The sequence below is a fragment of the Pseudomonas sp. NyZ201 genome, assembly GCF_049860765.1.
GTDB classification, from domain to species: Bacteria; Pseudomonadota; Gammaproteobacteria; order Pseudomonadales; family Pseudomonadaceae; genus Aquipseudomonas; species Aquipseudomonas bharatica.
Genome location: NZ_CP187557.1, coordinates 1,376,942 through 1,392,284, shown reverse-complemented (window position 1 = coordinate 1,392,284; position 15,343 = coordinate 1,376,942). Strand labels below are relative to the sequence as shown.

General features: G+C 63.6%; 17 protein-coding genes. 13 read left to right on the top strand and 4 right to left on the bottom strand.

Annotated features, from left to right (window positions below; all coding sequences use genetic code 11):
* Position 1: 1 nt before the first annotated feature.
* From ACPFMA_RS06420 to pdeM, 4 genes are read left to right on the top strand one after another with little or no spacing between them, the layout of a single operon-like run.
* Positions 2-1,117 carry a succinylglutamate desuccinylase/aspartoacylase family protein gene (locus ACPFMA_RS06420; RefSeq protein ID WP_420058994.1) on the top strand — a complete coding sequence of 372 codons (1,116 nt, stop codon included), beginning with the start codon at positions 2-4 and terminating at the stop codon, positions 1,115-1,117.
* Between the two features lie 10 nt (positions 1,118-1,127).
* Positions 1,128-1,892 (top strand): ABC transporter ATP-binding protein, encoded by a 765-nt coding sequence (locus ACPFMA_RS06415; protein WP_420058993.1) that lies wholly within the window; start codon positions 1,128-1,130, stop codon positions 1,890-1,892.
* 54 nt (positions 1,893-1,946) lie between these two features.
* Positions 1,947-4,412 (top strand): ligase-associated DNA damage response DEXH box helicase, encoded by a 2,466-nt coding sequence (locus ACPFMA_RS06410; protein WP_425929867.1) that lies wholly within the window; start codon positions 1,947-1,949, stop codon positions 4,410-4,412.
* Positions 4,396-5,055 carry a ligase-associated DNA damage response endonuclease PdeM gene (gene pdeM, locus ACPFMA_RS06405; protein ID WP_425929866.1) on the top strand — a complete coding sequence of 220 codons (660 nt, stop codon included), beginning with the start codon at positions 4,396-4,398 and terminating at the stop codon, positions 5,053-5,055. Before ACPFMA_RS06410 ends, pdeM begins: the two co-directional genes overlap by 17 nt.
* A gap of 2 nt (positions 5,056-5,057) precedes the next feature.
* Here the strand turns inward: pdeM and ACPFMA_RS06400 are convergent, their stop codons facing one another.
* Complete coding sequence (locus ACPFMA_RS06400) at positions 5,058-5,282, bottom strand: hypothetical protein (RefSeq protein WP_009396477.1); 225 nt, start codon at positions 5,280-5,282, stop codon at positions 5,058-5,060.
* An 84-nt stretch (positions 5,283-5,366) separates the two neighbouring features.
* Positions 5,367-5,933 carry a dCTP deaminase gene (gene dcd / locus ACPFMA_RS06395; protein ID WP_009396478.1) on the bottom strand — a complete coding sequence of 189 codons (567 nt, stop codon included), beginning with the start codon at positions 5,931-5,933 and terminating at the stop codon, positions 5,367-5,369.
* A gap of 335 nt (positions 5,934-6,268) precedes the next feature.
* Between dcd and ACPFMA_RS06390 the strand changes: the two genes are divergently transcribed.
* Positions 6,269-6,478 carry a cold-shock protein gene (locus ACPFMA_RS06390; RefSeq protein ID WP_009396490.1) on the top strand — a complete coding sequence of 70 codons (210 nt, stop codon included), beginning with the start codon at positions 6,269-6,271 and terminating at the stop codon, positions 6,476-6,478.
* A gap of 155 nt (positions 6,479-6,633) precedes the next feature.
* Here ACPFMA_RS06390 and apbC read toward each other — a convergent pair whose 3' ends face one another.
* On the bottom strand, positions 6,634-7,728 hold the full coding sequence (apbC, locus tag ACPFMA_RS06385; protein ID WP_009396492.1) for an iron-sulfur cluster carrier protein ApbC: 1,095 nt from the start codon (positions 7,726-7,728) through the stop codon (positions 6,634-6,636).
* A 154-nt stretch (positions 7,729-7,882) separates the two neighbouring features.
* Here apbC and metG point away from each other — a divergent pair, with 154 nt between their 5' ends.
* From metG to ACPFMA_RS06350, 7 genes are all read left to right on the top strand, one after another.
* Positions 7,883-9,925, top strand: coding sequence for a methionine--tRNA ligase (metG, locus tag ACPFMA_RS06380; protein WP_420058990.1), 2,043 nt, complete (start codon positions 7,883-7,885; stop codon positions 9,923-9,925).
* Between the two features lie 59 nt (positions 9,926-9,984).
* Positions 9,985-10,647, top strand: coding sequence for an Rnf-Nqr domain containing protein (locus ACPFMA_RS06375; protein ID WP_064303664.1), 663 nt, complete (start codon positions 9,985-9,987; stop codon positions 10,645-10,647).
* Positions 10,644-11,615 (top strand): RnfABCDGE type electron transport complex subunit D, encoded by a 972-nt coding sequence (locus tag ACPFMA_RS06370; protein WP_425929865.1) that lies wholly within the window; start codon positions 10,644-10,646, stop codon positions 11,613-11,615. The genes ACPFMA_RS06375 and ACPFMA_RS06370 overlap by 4 nt, the downstream gene beginning before the upstream one ends.
* The gene (locus ACPFMA_RS06365; RefSeq protein ID WP_425929864.1) at positions 11,612-12,220 is read left to right on the top strand and encodes an RnfABCDGE type electron transport complex subunit G; all 609 of its coding nucleotides are present in this window, start codon (positions 11,612-11,614) and stop codon (positions 12,218-12,220) included. The genes ACPFMA_RS06370 and ACPFMA_RS06365 overlap by 4 nt, the downstream gene beginning before the upstream one ends.
* The gene (locus ACPFMA_RS06360; protein ID WP_425929863.1) at positions 12,217-12,744 is read left to right on the top strand and encodes an Rnf-Nqr domain containing protein; all 528 of its coding nucleotides are present in this window, start codon (positions 12,217-12,219) and stop codon (positions 12,742-12,744) included. The genes ACPFMA_RS06365 and ACPFMA_RS06360 overlap by 4 nt, the downstream gene beginning before the upstream one ends.
* A complete protein-coding gene (nth, locus tag ACPFMA_RS06355) occupies positions 12,741-13,379 on the top strand; it encodes an endonuclease III (protein WP_064303660.1) in 639 nt (212 codons plus the stop codon). Before ACPFMA_RS06360 ends, nth begins: the two co-directional genes overlap by 4 nt.
* A gap of 104 nt (positions 13,380-13,483) precedes the next feature.
* Positions 13,484-13,663: a PA3496 family putative envelope integrity protein gene (locus ACPFMA_RS06350; RefSeq protein ID WP_009396510.1), complete on the top strand. Its 180-nt coding sequence runs from the start codon at positions 13,484-13,486 to the stop codon at positions 13,661-13,663.
* Between the two features lie 67 nt (positions 13,664-13,730).
* Here the strand turns inward: ACPFMA_RS06350 and ACPFMA_RS06345 are convergent, their stop codons facing one another.
* Positions 13,731-14,357, bottom strand: coding sequence for a response regulator transcription factor (locus ACPFMA_RS06345; protein WP_009396511.1), 627 nt, complete (start codon positions 14,355-14,357; stop codon positions 13,731-13,733).
* A 463-nt stretch (positions 14,358-14,820) separates the two neighbouring features.
* On the opposite strand from ACPFMA_RS06345, the gene ACPFMA_RS06340 reads away from it, so the two are divergent.
* Positions 14,821-15,339, top strand: a complete 519-nt coding sequence (locus ACPFMA_RS06340) for a hypothetical protein (RefSeq protein WP_425929862.1) — start codon at positions 14,821-14,823, stop codon at positions 15,337-15,339.
* Positions 15,340-15,343 lie beyond the last annotated feature (4 nt).

Below are 15,343 nucleotides of genomic sequence, written 5' to 3'. Positions count from 1 at the left end.
CATGCACCACAAGACCCACGACCTGCTGGCCCCGGTTCCCGGCATCGCCCGGCAGATCCACAGCTTTCACTTCGGCCCCCGGGCCGGCGGCAAGATCTACATCCAGGCCTCGCTGCATGCCGACGAACTGCCCGGCATGCTGGTGGCCTGGCACCTCAAGCAGCGCCTGGCCGAGCTCGAGGCGCGCGGCGTGCTGCGCAAGGAGATCGTCCTGGTCCCGGTAGCCAACCCGGTGGGCCTGGAGCAGGTGCTGATGGACGTCCCGCTGGGACGCTACGAACTGCAAAGCGGCGAGAACTTCAATCGGCGCTTCGTCGACCTCAGCGACCAGATCGGCGACCAGATCGAAGGCCACCTGAGCCAGGATCCGCAGCACAACATCGAACTGATCCGCGAATACCTGCGCCGCGGCCTCGACGCCCATCCGGCCAACACGCCGCTGCAATCCCAGCGCCTGACCCTGCAACGCCTGGCCTGCGATGCCGACATGGTCCTCGACCTGCATTGCGACTTCGAGGCGGTGGAACACCTCTACACCACGCCGGAAGCCTGGGCCCAGGTCGAGCCGCTGTCGCGCTACCTGGGGGTGCAGGCCAGCCTGCTGGCTACCGATTCCGGCGGGCAGTCCTTCGACGAGTGCTTCACCCTGGTCTGGTGGCAATTGCAGCAGCGCTTCGGCAAGCAGTTCCCGATCCCGATGGGCAGTTTTTCGGTAACCGTCGAGTTGCGCGGCCAGGGCGATGTCAGCCATCCGCTGGCCGAGGCCGACTGCACGGCGATCCTCGACTACCTGACCCGCTTCGGCGCCATCGAAGGCGAGCCGACGCCACTGCCGCCGCTGCTCTACCCGGCCACGCCCCTGGCGGCGGTGGAACCGGTGGCGACGCCACTGGGTGGCCTGCTGGTGTTCCACGTGACGCCAGGCCAGTACCTGGAAGCCGGGCAATTGGTGGCCGAGGTGATCGATCCCCTCAACGACCGGGTGACCCCGGTACGCAACACCCAGGCCGGCCTGCTCTATGCCCGTTCGCTGCGACGCATGGCCACCGCCGGGATGGTCATCGCCCATGTCGCCGGCCGCGAGGCCTACCGCAGCGGCTACCTGCTGTCGCCTTGAGGAATCATCCGTGTACAAACTGACCATCGAAGACCTGCACAAGAGTTACGGCGAGCACAAGGTGCTCAAGGGCGTGTCCCTGAAGGCGAAGACCGGCGACGTGATCAGCCTGATCGGCGCCAGCGGCTCGGGCAAGAGCACCTTCCTGCGCTGCATCAACTTCCTCGAACAGCCCGACGACGGGCGCATGACCCTGGACGGCAAGGACATCCGCATGGTCCACGACCGCCATGGCATGCACGTGGCCGATGCCGACGAGCTGCAACGGCTGCGTACCCGGCTGGCCATGGTGTTCCAGCATTTCAACCTGTGGAGCCACCTCAGCGTGCTGGAAAACATCTGCATGGCCCCGCGCCGGGTACTGGGGATCGGCAAGCAGGAAGCCGAGGAACGGGCGCGGCGCTACCTGGACAAGGTCGGCCTGGCGCCACGGGTGGCCGACCAGTACCCGGCCTTCCTTTCCGGCGGCCAGCAACAGCGCGTGGCCATCGCCCGCGCCCTGGCGATGGAGCCGGAGGTGCTGCTGTTCGACGAGCCCACCTCGGCGCTCGACCCGGAATTGGTAGGCGAAGTGCTCAAGGTGATCCAGGGCCTGGCCGAGGAAGGCCGGACCATGATCATGGTTACCCACGAGATGGCCTTTGCCCGCCAGGTGTCCAGCCAGGTCATGTTCCTCCACCAGGGCCTGGTCGAGGAGCAAGGCGCACCGGCGGATGTGCTCGGCCAGCCGAAGAGCGAACGCCTGCAGCAGTTCCTGCGCGGCAACCTGAAATAAAACCAACCGGGGCGGCCGATGGTCTGTGAAGACATAGCCCTTGCCGAGCCGCCCATGCCCGCCACTCCTAACCTCGCCGATGCCTGGTTCGCTAGCCGCGACTGGACCCCGTTCGCCTTTCAGCGGCAGGTCTGGGCGGCAGTGGGACGTGGCGAATCCGGCCTGCTGCACGCCAGCACCGGTGCGGGCAAGACCTATGCGGTATGGCTCGCGGCGCTGCGCGCCTTCGTGGGCCAGGGTTCGTCGGTCGCGCCCTTGCAGGTGCTGTGGATCACACCGATGCGTGCCCTCGCCGCCGACACGGCGCGAGCCCTGCAAGCGCCGCTGGACGACCTCGGACTGTCCTGGACCGTCGGCGTACGCAGCGGCGATACCGGCAGCGCAGAGCGTGCCCGCCAGGCCCGACGCCTGCCCTCGGCCCTGATCACCACCCCGGAAAGCCTGACGCTGCTCCTGACCCGGGCCTCGGCGCAGCGCGACTTCGCCAGCCTGCGCATGGTGGTCGTGGACGAATGGCACGAGTTGCTCGGCAACAAGCGCGGCGTGCAACTGCAACTGGCACTGGCCCGCCTGCGCACCTGGCAGCCGGGCCTGGTGGTGTGGGGATTGTCGGCAACCCTGGGTAATCTGCAGCATGCCCTCGATGTCCTGCTGCCCCGGGGCGGTCGCCTGGTCGAAGGGCGCCAGGACAAGCGCCTGCTAGTGGACAGCCTGCTGCCCAAGGCGATCGAACGCTTTCCCTGGGCCGGGCATATGGGCCTGAGCCAGTTGCAGCAGGTCGCCGGCGAGATCGACGGCTGCCAGAGCTGCCTGGTCTTCACCAATACCCGGGCCCAGGCCGAACGCTGGTACCAGGGCCTGCTGGAAGTACGGCCGGAATGGGCGGGGTTGATCGCCCTGCACCATGCTTCGCTGGCCCGCAGCACCCGTGACTGGGTCGAGCGCAGTCTCAAGGACGGCGGGCTGAAGGCGGTGGTCTGCACCTCCAGCCTCGATCTGGGGGTGGATTTCCTGCCGGTGGAGCGAGTGCTGCAAATTGGCTCGGCGAAGGGCGTGGCGCGGCTGATGCAGCGCGCCGGACGCTCCGGGCATGCTCCGGGACGGGCTTCGCGGATCACCCTGGTGCCGACCCACAGCCTGGAACTGGTGGAAGCCGCGGCGGCGCGCCAGGCCCTGGCGGCCGGGCAGATCGAGGCGCGGCAATCGCCACGCCTGTGCCTGGATGTGCTGGTCCAGCATCTGGTGAGCATGGCACTGGGCGCCGGCTTTCGCCCCGAGGCGTTGCTGGAGGAGGTGCGCAGCACCTGGGCCTTTCGCGACCTGCGCGACAGCCAATGGCAGTGGGCACTGGATTTCGTCCGGCATGGCGGCAGCTCGCTGAGCGCCTATCCCGATTATCAGCGGGTCGAGCCCGGCGAGGACGGCGTCTGGCGGGTGGTCAGCGAGCGCCTGGCCCGGCGCCACCGCATGGGCATCGGCACCATCGTCAGCGACGCCAGCATCCAGCTCAGGTTCTGGAGCAAGGGCGGAGGCGGTGCCAGCCTGGGCAGCGTCGAGGAAGCCTTCATTGCCCGGCTGCGGCCGGACGACGCCTTTGTCTTTGCCGGCCGCGTGCTGGAACTGGTGCGGGTGGAGAACATGACCGCCTATGTTCGCCGCAGTAATTCGCGCAAGGCCGCGCTGGCACGCTGGAATGGCGGGCGCATGCCGTTGTCCAGCGAGCTGGCCGATGCCCTGGTGGCGCAACTGGATGCCGCAGCCCATGGGCGCTTCATCGGTGCGGAAATGCAGGCGGTGCGCCCGCTGCTGGAGCTGCAACGCGAATGGTCGGCGCTGCCTACACGTGGCAGCCTGCTGGCCGAGACCTGGCATTCGCGGCAGGGCTGGCACCTGTTTCTTTACCCCTTCGCCGGGCGCATGGCCAATCTGGGCCTGGCCAGCCTGATCGCCTGGCGCGCCAGCAAGGAAACACCGCTGAGCGTATCGATCGCAGTGAATGACTACGGTTTCGAACTGCTTACGCCCACCGTCGTGGACTGGGCAGCGCTGCTGCCGTCGGCGCTGAGCCCGGACAACCTGCTGGAAGACGTGCTCGCCAGCCTCAATGCCGGGGAAATGGCCCAGCGGCGTTTTCGCGAGATCGCGCAGATTTCCGGGCTGGTGTTCGGCGGATATCCGGCAGCGCAGAAGAGCACGCGGCAGATCCAGGCCTCCAGCGGGCTGTTCTTCGAAGTGTTCCGCCGTCATGACGCCGGCAACCTGCTGCTGGGCCAGGCACGCGACGAGGTGCTGCGCGAGGAGCTGGAGATCGAACGCCTGCAACGCCAGTTGTTGAAGATGAACGAACTGCACCTGGACCTGCGCGACCTGCGGCGCCCCGGCCCGCTGGCCTTTGCCCTGGTGGTCGAAGGCATGCGCGAGACCATGAGTACGGAAAAGCTGGCCGACCGCATCGCGCGCATGGTCGCCGACCTGGAACAGGCTGCCGACGGGAGGCCGCGCCGTGCCCGCTCACGTTGAGATCGAACTGCGTGGCGAACGCCTGTGGCTGCTGGCCGACCGCGCCTTGTACTGGCCGGCGCGCAAGGCATTGCTGGTGGCGGATGTGCATATCGGCAAGGCTGCCAGCTATCGCGCGCTGCACCAACCGGTGCCGCGAGGCACCACCGCAGCGACGCTGGAGCGCCTGGACGGGCTGCTCGACGCTTACGCCTGTGAACGGATGATAGTCCTGGGCGATTTCATCCATGCCCGCTCCGGGCGCGCACCGGCAACCCTCGCCCTGCTTAGGGCCTGGCGCGAGCGTCATTCGCAATTGCATATCCATCTGGTACGCGGCAACCACGACCGCCACGCTGGCGATCCGCCAGCAGCACTGGGTGTGGAGGTGGTCGATGAACCTTGGCTGGTAGGCCCGTTCGCCCTGCAACATGAACCGCTGGCACACCCGACACACACCGTGCTGGCCGGCCACGTGCACCCGGTGTGGATATTGCGCGGTCGTGGGCGGCAGCGACTGCGCCTGCACTGCTTCGTGATCGATGAGCAGGTCAGCCTGCTGCCAGCCTTCGGCGAGTTCACCGGCGGCTGGGAAGTAGACCTGCGCCCGCCAGCACGGCTGTATCTGGCGGGTGACGGCCAGGTCTGGCCGCTGGCGCGCTGAACTCAGGCTACCGGGGCGGGAGGCGGTTCATCGGGCAGGGTCGGTTCGCCGGGTTCCATGGGCGGCGTGTCACCTGGCTGCGGCGGTTGCGGGGTGTCCGGGTCGGGTTGCCCGGGCACGCCACCGGCTTGCAGTGGCGGATGGGCGAGCAATGACCAGGCCAGCAGTCCGATCTGGTTGGGCTGCAGCAAGGCCAGCTTGGCGCTGATGGTCGGGTCGAGTTTCATTGGCTGCTCCTGACGAGACTATTCACCTCGTTGGAGTGCCGAAAGCCGGGGGAATTCCCCCGGTTCGTCGGATAAGCCCCGCGATCAGGTGCGGGGCAGGGTCACACCGCGCTGGCCCTGGTACTTGCCGCCACGGTCTTTGTAGGACACTTCGCACTCTTCATCGGATTCGAGGAAAAGCATCTGCGCCACGCCCTCGTTGGCGTAGATCTTCGCCGGCAGGGTGGTGGTATTGGAGAACTCCAGGGTCACGTGGCCTTCCCACTCCGGTTCCAGCGGGGTGACGTTGACGATGATGCCGCAGCGCGCATAGGTGCTCTTGCCCAGGCAGATGGTCAGGACGTTGCGCGGAATGCGGAAATACTCGACGGTACGGGCCAGGGCGAAGGAGTTCGGCGGGATGATGCAGACATCGCTCTTGATATCGACGAAGCTGCCGGCGTCGAAGTTCTTCGGATCGACAGTGGCCGAGTTGATGTTGGTGAACACCTTGAATTCGTCGGCGCAGCGCACATCGTAGCCATAGCTGGAGACACCGAAGGAGATCAGCTTGTCATTGCCGTCGTTGCGCACCTGGCGCTCGACGAACGGCTCGATCATGCCGTGTTCCTGCGCCATGCGGCGAATCCACTTGTCCGATTTGATGCTCATGGCGGGGTTCCTGAAATAGCGGGGTGAAAAAGGTGACGCGCATCTTACCGGGACGCGCGCGCGCTTCAAAGATTTAGCCTGCATCCGGTTACCGGACGGAGCCCGGCAGGCCACGAACGGCGCCGTCAGTCACGAATTGCGCAAAAGGCCCACGAGACCATTGGCACCTCGTGGAAAAAGGGTTATGGTGCCGCCACTGTGCTGCACGTTGTCACTGAGAATCTCTACTTGATGCAAGATTTCGATCGCCCATCCATGAATTTTCTGTCTTTTTGCACTCAGTCCCGGCCAGGGCGTTCCTGAGCCGTAATCAACTTTGTCCAAGGAGACAGACCATGTCCAATCGCCAAACCGGTACCGTCAAGTGGTTCAACGATGAGAAAGGCTTCGGCTTCATCACCCCACAATCCGGTGACGACCTGTTCGTACACTTCAAAGCCATCAAGGCTGACGGCTTCAAGAGCCTGAAAGAAGGCCAGCAGGTTTCCTTCGTCGCTACCCGCGGCCAGAAAGGCATGCAAGCTGAAGAAGTCGAAGTTATCTAACTTCTGCTGATTCGCTTTCATAGCGTTCAAAAAAACCCGCCTTCCGGCGGGTTTTTTTATGCCTGGGTTTTGTGGTGCGGCTACTGGCCCTATCGCTGGCAAGCCAGCTCCCACACGTGTGGGAGCTGGCTTGCCAGCGATAGGGCCCGAACGGCTCAGTCGTCGCTGATGGTGATATTCGGCATCGCCGGCGCCGCCGCCTCTTGCAGCACCAGCCGCGCGCCTACCGAGCGAGCCAGTTCCTGGTAGACCATGGCGATCTGGCTCTCGGGCTCGGCAATCGCGGTCGGCTTGCCATTGTCGGCCTGCTCGCGGATCAGCATCGACAGCGGCAGCGAGGCCAGCAGTTCGACCCCGTATTGCGCCGCCAGCTTCTCGCCACCCCCTTCGCCGAACAGATGCTCGGCGTGCCCGCAGTTCGAGCAGATATGCACGGCCATGTTCTCGACGACGCCCAGCACCGGGATATTCACCTTGCGGAACATCTCCACGCCTTTCCTGGCGTCGAGCAGCGCCAGGTCCTGGGGCGTGGTGACGATCACCGAGCCGGCCACCGGGACCTTCTGCGCCAGGGTCAGCTGGATATCGCCGGTACCTGGCGGCATGTCGATCACCAGGTAATCGAGGTCGTCCCAGGCGGTCTGGGTCACCAGTTGCAACAATGCGCCGGAGACCATGGGGCCGCGCCAGACCATCGGCGTGTTGTCATCGGTGAGAAACGCCATGGACATGACTTCCACGCCATGGGCCTTGATCGGCACGAACCACTTCTGTTCCTTGACCTGCGGCCGGGTGCCCTCGGGGATGCCGAACATGATCCCCTGGCTCGGGCCGTAGATATCCGCGTCGAGAATGCCGACCCGCGCGCCTTCGCGGGCCAGGGCCAGGGCCAGGTTGGCAGCGGTGGTGGATTTGCCCACGCCGCCCTTGCCGGAGGCCACGGCGATGATGTTCTTCACATTGGCGAGGCCGGGAATCTGCGCCTGGGCCTTGTGCGGCTCGATCACGCAGTCGATGGTCACCTTGGCGGCGCCAACGCCGTCCAGCCCTTCGATGGCGGTCTGCAGGACCTGCGCCCAGCCATTCTTGAACAGACCGGCGGCGTAGCCCAGTTGCAACAGCACGCCAACCCGGTCGCCCTCGATCACGATGGCGCGAACGCAGCCGGCGCTGACCGGGTCCTGGTTCAGGTAAGGGTCGGTGTATTGACGAAGGACGGCTTCAACCGCTGCGCGAGTGACGGCGCTCATGGAGACTCCCGATAAAAGACTGATCGAAACAGGCGGCTATGCTAACCCGTGTGTCCGCCCCGGGACGCCCACGGGGTGAAATATATTTCCCGGCGCTTTATAGTTGCCGATCACCGTTTTTCCCCTGATAGCCGAATTAAGTAGCCGAGCCCCCATGTCCGAGCCACGCCAGATCCTCGTTACCAGTGCCCTGCCCTATGCCAATGGTTCCATCCACCTTGGCCATATGCTCGAGTACATCCAGACCGACATGTGGGTGCGTTTCCAGAAGCACCGTGGCAACCAGTGCATCTACGTCTGCGCTGACGATGCACACGGCTCGGCGATCATGCTGCGCGCGGAAAAGGAAGGCATCACTCCGGAACAGCTGATCGATGGTGTGCAGAAGGAACATGCTGGCGATTTCGCCGATTTCCTCGTCGATTTCGACAATTTCCATTCCACCCACGCCGAAGAAAACCGCGAGCTGTCCAGCCAGATCTACCTGGCACTGCGCGACGCCGGCCACATCGCCACCCGCTCGGTCACCCAGTATTTCGATCCGGACAAGAAAATGTTCCTGGCCGACCGCTTCATCAAGGGCACCTGCCCGAAATGCGCGGCCGAGGACCAGTACGGCGACAACTGCGAGAAATGTGGCGCCACCTACGCGCCGACCGAGCTGAAGAACCCCAAGTCGGCGATTTCCGGCGCTACCCCGGTGCTCAAGGACTCCCAGCACTTCTTCTTCAAGCTGCCTGACTTCCAGGCCATGCTCCAGGAGTGGACCCGCAGCGGCACCCTGCAGGACGCCGTGGCCAACAAGCTCGCCGAATGGCTGGATTCCGGCCTGCAGGAGTGGGACATTTCCCGCGATGCGCCGTACTTCGGCTTCGAGATCCCGGACGAGCCAGGCAAGTATTTCTACGTCTGGCTGGACGCACCGATCGGCTACATGGCCAGCTTCAAGAACCTCTGCGCGCGGCGCCCGGAACTGGACTTCGATGCCTTCTGGAACAAGGATTCCACCGCCGAGCTGTACCACTTCATCGGCAAGGACATCGTCAACTTCCACGCACTGTTCTGGCCAGCCATGCTCCAGGGCGCCGGCTACCGCAAACCGACCGCGATCAACGTGCACGGCTACCTGACGGTCAACGGCCAGAAAATGTCCAAGTCCCGCGGGACCTTCATCAAGGCGCGCACCTATCTGGATCATCTGTCGCCGGAGTACCTGCGTTACTACTACGCCTCCAAGCTCGGCCGTGGTGTCGACGACCTCGACCTGAACCTCGAGGACTTCGTGCAGAAGGTCAACTCCGACCTGGTCGGCAAGGTGGTCAACATCGCCAGCCGCTGCGCCGGCTTCATCCACAAGGGCAACGATGGCGTGATGGTTGCCGGCGACGCCGCGCCGGAGCTGACCGAGGCCTTCCTCGCCGCCGCACCGGGGATCGCCGACGCGTATGAAGCCCGTGACTTCTCCCGCGCCATGCGTGAGATCATGGCCCTGGCCGACCGTGCCAACGCCTGGATCGCCGACAAGGCGCCGTGGTCGCTGAACAAGCAGGAAGGCAAGCAGGACGAAGTCCAGGCCATCTGCGCCCAGGGCATCAACCTGTTCCGCCAGCTGGTGATCTTCCTCAAGCCGGTCCTGCCGGTGCTGGCCGCCGAGGCCGAGGCGTTCCTGAACGTCGCCCCGCTGACATGGAACGACCACCTTACCCGCCTGGAAAACCACAAGCTGAACCCGTTCAAGGCGCTGATGACCCGCATCGAGATGGCCAAGGTCGAAGCCATGGTCGAAGCCTCGAAGGAAGATCTCGCCGCCAGCCAGGCCCCTGCGGCGCAAGCCGGCAACGGCGAGCTGGCCAAGGACCCGCTGTCCCCGGAGATCGATTTCGATACCTTCGCCGCAGTGGACCTGCGCGTCGCCCTGATCGTCAAGGCCGAGGCCGTGGAGGGCGCCGACAAGCTGCTGCGCCTGACTCTGGACATCGGTGACGAACAGCGCAACGTCTTCTCCGGGATCAAGTCGGCCTATCCGGACCCGGCCAGCCTGGAAGGCCGCCTGACCATGATGATCGCCAACCTGAAACCGCGGAAAATGCGTTTCGGCGTCTCCGAAGGCATGGTCATGGCCGCCGGCCCTGGCGGTGAAGAGATCTACCTGCTGAGCCCTGACAGCGGTGCCAAGCCAGGTCAGCGCATCAAGTAACCCCGTCGCCCCGGCCTCACCGCCGGGGCGTTTTCATTGCATGGTCGGTGCCGGATGCCATGACCGAACTGATCCTCGCCCTGATCGGCGCCGCGCTGGTCAATAACGTTGCCTTGCAGCACCTGCTGGCGATCGATCCCCTGCTGCGCAAGGAACGCGGCCCATGTGGGAGCGGGTTCACCCGCGATTGCGGTAGTGGATTCAAAACCGTAATCGCGGGTGAACCCGCTCCCACAAGGTCCGCGTTTCGCGTCAAGGTGCATGCACTTGGCCTGGCGACGCTGGTAGCGATGTTGCTGGTCAGCGTTTCAGGCCAGTTACTCTACCGCTACGCCCTGCAACCCCTGCAACTCGATTACCTGCGCCTGTTCGTCTTCCTTCCGCTTTGCGTGCTCGGCCCTGCGCCGATTCTCGCTGGCCTGCAACGCTGGCTGAAGGGCTGGCCGTTCACCAACCTTCAGCCGCTATTGACCGGCAACGCCGCATTGCTTGGCCTGTGCCTGCAACTGAGCGGCGAGCATCAAGGCGTGCTGCACGCCGCCATGGTCGGCCTCGGCAGCGGCCTGGGGTTCTGGCTGGTGCTGGCCCTGTTCGACGATCTGCGTCAGCGCAGCCAGCATGAAGATGTTCCCAGGGCCTTTCGCGGACTGCCCATCGAGCTGATGGGCGCCGGGATCATGGCCATGGCGTTTCTTGGCTTCAACGGACTGTTCGCCTCATGAACACCGACCCGCGACTGCGCGATGCCATGCAACAGGTGCTGCTGGCCTGCCTGCCCGGCGTGCTGGTGCTGTTCTGGGTATATGGCTGGGGCGTGCTGTGCAATCTGCTGTTGTGCGCCGCCTCCGCCTTGCTGACCGAGGCCGCACTGCTGCGCCTGCGCGGGCGCCTTGTGCTGCCCGCGCTGAACGATGGCAGTGCGCTGGTCAGCGCCTGCCTGCTGGCCGTCGCCCTGCCCGCCTATGCGCCCTGGTGGATACCGGTGATCGCGGCGGGCAGCGCCATCGCCCTGGGCAAGCAACTGTATGGCGGGGTCGGGCGCAATCCATTCAACCCGGCAATGCTTGGCTACGCCGTGGTGTTGCTGTCGTTTCCCGTACCGATGACCCATTGGCCTGCCCCCCAGGCGCTGGACCTCGGTCATGCCTTGCAGGCACTGTCGGGGGTTGCCGAACCGCCGGATGCCTGGGCCCAGGCCACGGTGCTGGACGGCCTGCGGCAGAACCGCAGCCTGACCATCGACGAGTTGTTCGCCAGCCATCCCGGCTTCGGCCACCTGGCCGGGCGCGGCAGCGAATGGGCCAGCCTGGCGTTTCTCGCCGGTGGGCTGTTCCTGCTGCAACGCAAGGTGATCAGTTGGCAGGCGCCCGTGGCGATGCTTGGCAGCCTGTTCCTCATTAGCCTGCTGTGCTGGAACGGTTCAGGGTCGGACTCCAACGGTTCGCCACTTTTGCACCTGCTGGCAGGTTCGACCATGCTCAGCGCGTTCTTCATCGTTACCGAGCCGGTCAGCGGGCCGAAAACCCCGTGGGGCCGGCTGGTGTTCGGCGCAATGGTGGGTGTGTTGACCTACCTGATCCGCACCTGGGGCAACTACCCCGATGGCGCAGCGTTCGCGGTGCTGCTGATGAACCTCTGCGTGCCGGCGCTGGATCGCTGGGCACAACAGCGACGTCCGGAGACGGCATGAACCTGCGCGGACCGCTTGTCGTGGGCCTGCTGACGCTGATCAGCGCAGGCGCCAGCATCGCTTGGCAGCACTACTGCGCGCCGCTGATTGCCGCTGCCGAACAGGATCAACAGGCCCGGGCCTGGCTCGCGGTATTGCCAGATGCGAGCTATGACAACCAGCCACTGCAGCAGCCGATCGCCCTGCCAGAGCCCGACCTGGCCCATAGCCGCATTCAGGCCGGCTACCTTGCTACCTTGCATGGCCAGCCCAGCGCGGTGCTGCTGCTCAGCCGTTTCCCGGGCTACGCCGGGCCGGTCGACCTGCTGATCGCCATCGACCGCGACGGCCGGGTGATCGCCAGTCGCGTGCTGCAACAGCAGGAAACCCCAGGCCTGGGCGCCCGCATCGCAGAGCCGGGCAATACCTGGCTGCAGGGCTTCAACGGCCACGGCCAGGGCAATACACCGGACAGCGCCTGGGCGCTGAAACGCGATAATGGCCAGTTCGATCAGTTGGCCGGCGCCAGCATCACCTCCCGCGCCGTTATCCACGCGATCCAGGACGCCTTGCGCTACTTCGACCAGCATGCGCCGCAATGGCTGAAAGGAGACCCAGCCCCATGAATGGATTCTCGCTGGCCGCCCTGAGCCTGGCACCACTGCTGGGTGCAAGCCAGACGCTACTGCAGGCCGCGACCATGGCAGCGCTGAGCGTCGTGGCCATTGTCGTGCACCGGGCCCTGATGACGCCGCTGCGTCGGCAACTGGATGCAACCTGCGCGGTGATCGCCAGCATACTGCTCGCCGCCGCCGTGGTGACCTGCCAGACCCTGGCCCTGCACGCCTGGGCGCTGGAACTGCGCCAGGCCCTGGGTATCTATCCGGAATTGATCGCCGTGTCCTGCCTGCTGGTCGAGCAGAGCCTCGGTTCGCCTGGCCAGTGGCGTCGCCTGGCGCTGCTGCTTGCCGGCTACGGCAGCCTTTTTCTGCTGCTCGGTGCCTGCCGCGAGTTGCTCGCCAGCGGCGCCCTGCACCTCGCCAGCCTGGCACCGGGAGCGCTGTTGCTGCTCGGCTTGCTGCTGGCCTTGATCAAACGAGCCTGTCCAAAACAGGCCGCTCCGACCGTGAAGGAAACTGCTGACAGATGAATGCCACCAAACGCCTGGAGATTTTTCGCAGGCTGCACGAAGACAACCCCGAACCGAAAACGGAACTCGCCTACAGTTCGCCGTTCGAGCTGCTAATTGCCGTGATTCTCTCGGCCCAGGCCACCGACGTCGGGGTCAACAAGGCCACGGCAAAACTCTTCCCCGTGGCCAATACCCCGGCGGCCATTCATGCCCTCGGTGTGGAAGGGCTGTCGGAGTACATCAAGACCATCGGCCTGTACAACAGCAAGGCAAAGAACGTTATCGAAACCTGCCGCATCCTCGTCGAACAGCACGGTGGCGAGGTACCACAAACCCGCGAGGCGCTGGAAGCGCTCCCGGGCGTAGGACGCAAAACCGCCAACGTGGTGCTCAATACCGCCTTCCGCCAACTGGCCATGGCGGTGGACACCCACATCTTCCGTGTCAGCAATCGCACCGGTATCGCCCCGGGCAAGAACGTGGTGGAAGTGGAAAAAGCCCTTCTCAAGTTCGTGCCCAAGGCCTATCTGCTGGATGCCCATCATTGGCTGATACTGCACGGACGCTATGTTTGCCAGGCGCGCAAGCCCCGTTGTGGCAGTTGTCGAATCGAAGACTTGTGCGAGTACAAGCACAAGACCTGCGACGATTGAAGAAATAGGAAAAACCAGCCGTTCCGATTGAAAAAATCTTTTTTACCAGTCTCTGGAATATCGATATAAGGGGCGCCAACGGCCCTCTTGGAACGGAGTGACACATGAGCACTGATAAAGAAGACCTGGATATCGACGACGACGCCCCGGTAGCCGAAGAGTTCGTTGCGGAAAACCCGGCGCTTGTCGCCAAGACCAACCTGAGCAAGCGCCGCACCATCGATAACCTGCTTGAAGAACGCCGCCTGCAAAGACAACTGGCTGATTACGACTTCGATCTTTGAAACGCCATGGTCCGAAAACACGAAAGCCTCCTGTGAAAGCGGAGGCTTTTTGCATTGCGGGCCGGAATCAGACCAGGCCGTTGCGCTGTGCCAGTTCGATCAGGTCGACGAGGGAGCGGGCATTGAGCTTGAGTAACAGTCGGGTCTTGTAGGTACTGACGGTCTTGTTGCTGAGGAACATGCCGTCGGCGATTTCCTTGTTGGACTTTCCTTTCGCCAGTTGTTGCAGAACCATCATTTCCCGCCCCGACAGGCGTCCGACCATATCCGCCTCGCTGGAACCGCCAAGGTTGGTCCGCACCGAGTGCAATGCCTGGTTGGGGAAGTAGCTGTACCCGGACAGCACGGCCTTGATGGCGCTGAGCAGTTCGGTCAGGTCCTGTTGCTTGCAGACGTATCCGGCAGCGCCGGCCTGCATGCAGCGCATGGAAAAATGCCCGGGTGCCTGGGAAGTGAGGACCAGCACCTTGATCACGATACCGTTGGCCGTCAGCCGGCCTATGACCTCCAGGCCGTCGAGCTTGGGAATCCCTATGTCGAGAATGACGATATCCGGAAGATGCTCCCGGGCCAGTTGCAACGCATCGACGCCGTTGTCCGTTTCCCCAATCACTTCATAACCATGCCGGTCCATCAGCATGCGCACGGCCAAGCGAATGACAGGATGGTCATCGACGATCAGCACTTTATTCATGGGCAAGATCCATTCTTAAACTATTCGACTTATTAGAAGCCCGCACAATAGCCCAGTCGGTAGAAGCAATGCATGATCACTGCGACACGCATGTGCACGCTCAGAAAGGGACTACCCGAATAAAGGAAAAACCCTACGGATATTTCCTACAGGCAATGTATTTGAAAACAACTTCGCGCCTTATTTGCATTAAATAGGCATATAACGATGCTAGCCGGGGAGGTCGAAAATATCGCTAAGAATAGTGGCTAATCATATGAAGGAAATGTCCTTAATGCCCCTGAAATAAGTCTGAATGCCTTTGCATCATTCATGCGCCCCGCGGCGGTCACCCATGGAAGCAATGCTCCATCCAGAGCCTTCACCCCCTGATGCATGGATCCATTGCGTTGCACACTGCGTGCACCCTTCCCATTTCCCGCGCCGATACGCAGCTGAAGACCGCGAAACAGAGACCAGGCCCATGAGCAGTCCAGAACCGAAGAGCCCCCTGACCATCATCGCCATCTTCGCCGGAATCATCGAAGCATCGGCCCTGGCGTCCTTACCGTTTCTGGATGAAAGCAGCCAGGGTATTTACACTTGGTTCCTCGTGGGTTTTCCACCGTTTCTGACAGTGCTGTTCTTCCTGACCCTGAACTTCAATACCAAAAGTCTCTACGGCCCCGAGGACGCCGGCAGTGAAAGTCATTATGCGGAAAGCGACATGCTGGCCGCGGACTTGTCGGAAAAAACTTCCCCGCCTCAAACTTCTCCGACACTTGCACTTGCGTTTTCACACAGCCGGGAATACTCCACCGTTGTGCTTTCCGGCCCGGATGCGCAGGCCTTGCTGGAAGTCGTCGCCCGCCACGTCCTGCGCAAACCCCGCGCCGGCGGCGTAGTCATGCATAACGTAGAACGGGGTACCCGGGTCAGCATTGTCACCGAACGTTCGCCGAAATCTTCCCCAACGGCCGGGCATAAAAAAACCCGGCAATGAATGC

Coding starts and splice junctions, on each gene's coding strand:
- ACPFMA_RS06420 (WP_420058994.1), top strand. CDS start 2: ATGCACCACAAGACCCACGACCTGCTGGCCCCGGTTCCCGGCATCGCC.
- ACPFMA_RS06410 (WP_425929867.1), top strand. CDS start 1,947: ATGCCCGCCACTCCTAACCTCGCCGATGCCTGGTTCGCTAGCCGCGAC.
- ACPFMA_RS06400 (WP_009396477.1), bottom strand. CDS start 5,282: ATGAAACTCGACCCGACCATCAGCGCCAAGCTGGCCTTGCTGCAGCCC.
- dcd (WP_009396478.1), bottom strand. CDS start 5,933: ATGAGCATCAAATCGGACAAGTGGATTCGCCGCATGGCGCAGGAACAC.
- ACPFMA_RS06390 (WP_009396490.1), top strand. CDS start 6,269: ATGTCCAATCGCCAAACCGGTACCGTCAAGTGGTTCAACGATGAGAAA.
- apbC (WP_009396492.1), bottom strand. CDS start 7,728: ATGAGCGCCGTCACTCGCGCAGCGGTTGAAGCCGTCCTTCGTCAATAC.
- metG (WP_420058990.1), top strand. CDS start 7,883: ATGTCCGAGCCACGCCAGATCCTCGTTACCAGTGCCCTGCCCTATGCC.
- ACPFMA_RS06375 (WP_064303664.1), top strand. CDS start 9,985: ATGACCGAACTGATCCTCGCCCTGATCGGCGCCGCGCTGGTCAATAAC.
- ACPFMA_RS06370 (WP_425929865.1), top strand. CDS start 10,644: ATGAACACCGACCCGCGACTGCGCGATGCCATGCAACAGGTGCTGCTG.
- ACPFMA_RS06365 (WP_425929864.1), top strand. CDS start 11,612: ATGAACCTGCGCGGACCGCTTGTCGTGGGCCTGCTGACGCTGATCAGC.
- ACPFMA_RS06360 (WP_425929863.1), top strand. CDS start 12,217: ATGAATGGATTCTCGCTGGCCGCCCTGAGCCTGGCACCACTGCTGGGT.
- nth (WP_064303660.1), top strand. CDS start 12,741: ATGAATGCCACCAAACGCCTGGAGATTTTTCGCAGGCTGCACGAAGAC.
- ACPFMA_RS06350 (WP_009396510.1), top strand. CDS start 13,484: ATGAGCACTGATAAAGAAGACCTGGATATCGACGACGACGCCCCGGTA.
- ACPFMA_RS06345 (WP_009396511.1), bottom strand. CDS start 14,357: ATGAATAAAGTGCTGATCGTCGATGACCATCCTGTCATTCGCTTGGCC.
- ACPFMA_RS06340 (WP_425929862.1), top strand. CDS start 14,821: ATGAGCAGTCCAGAACCGAAGAGCCCCCTGACCATCATCGCCATCTTC.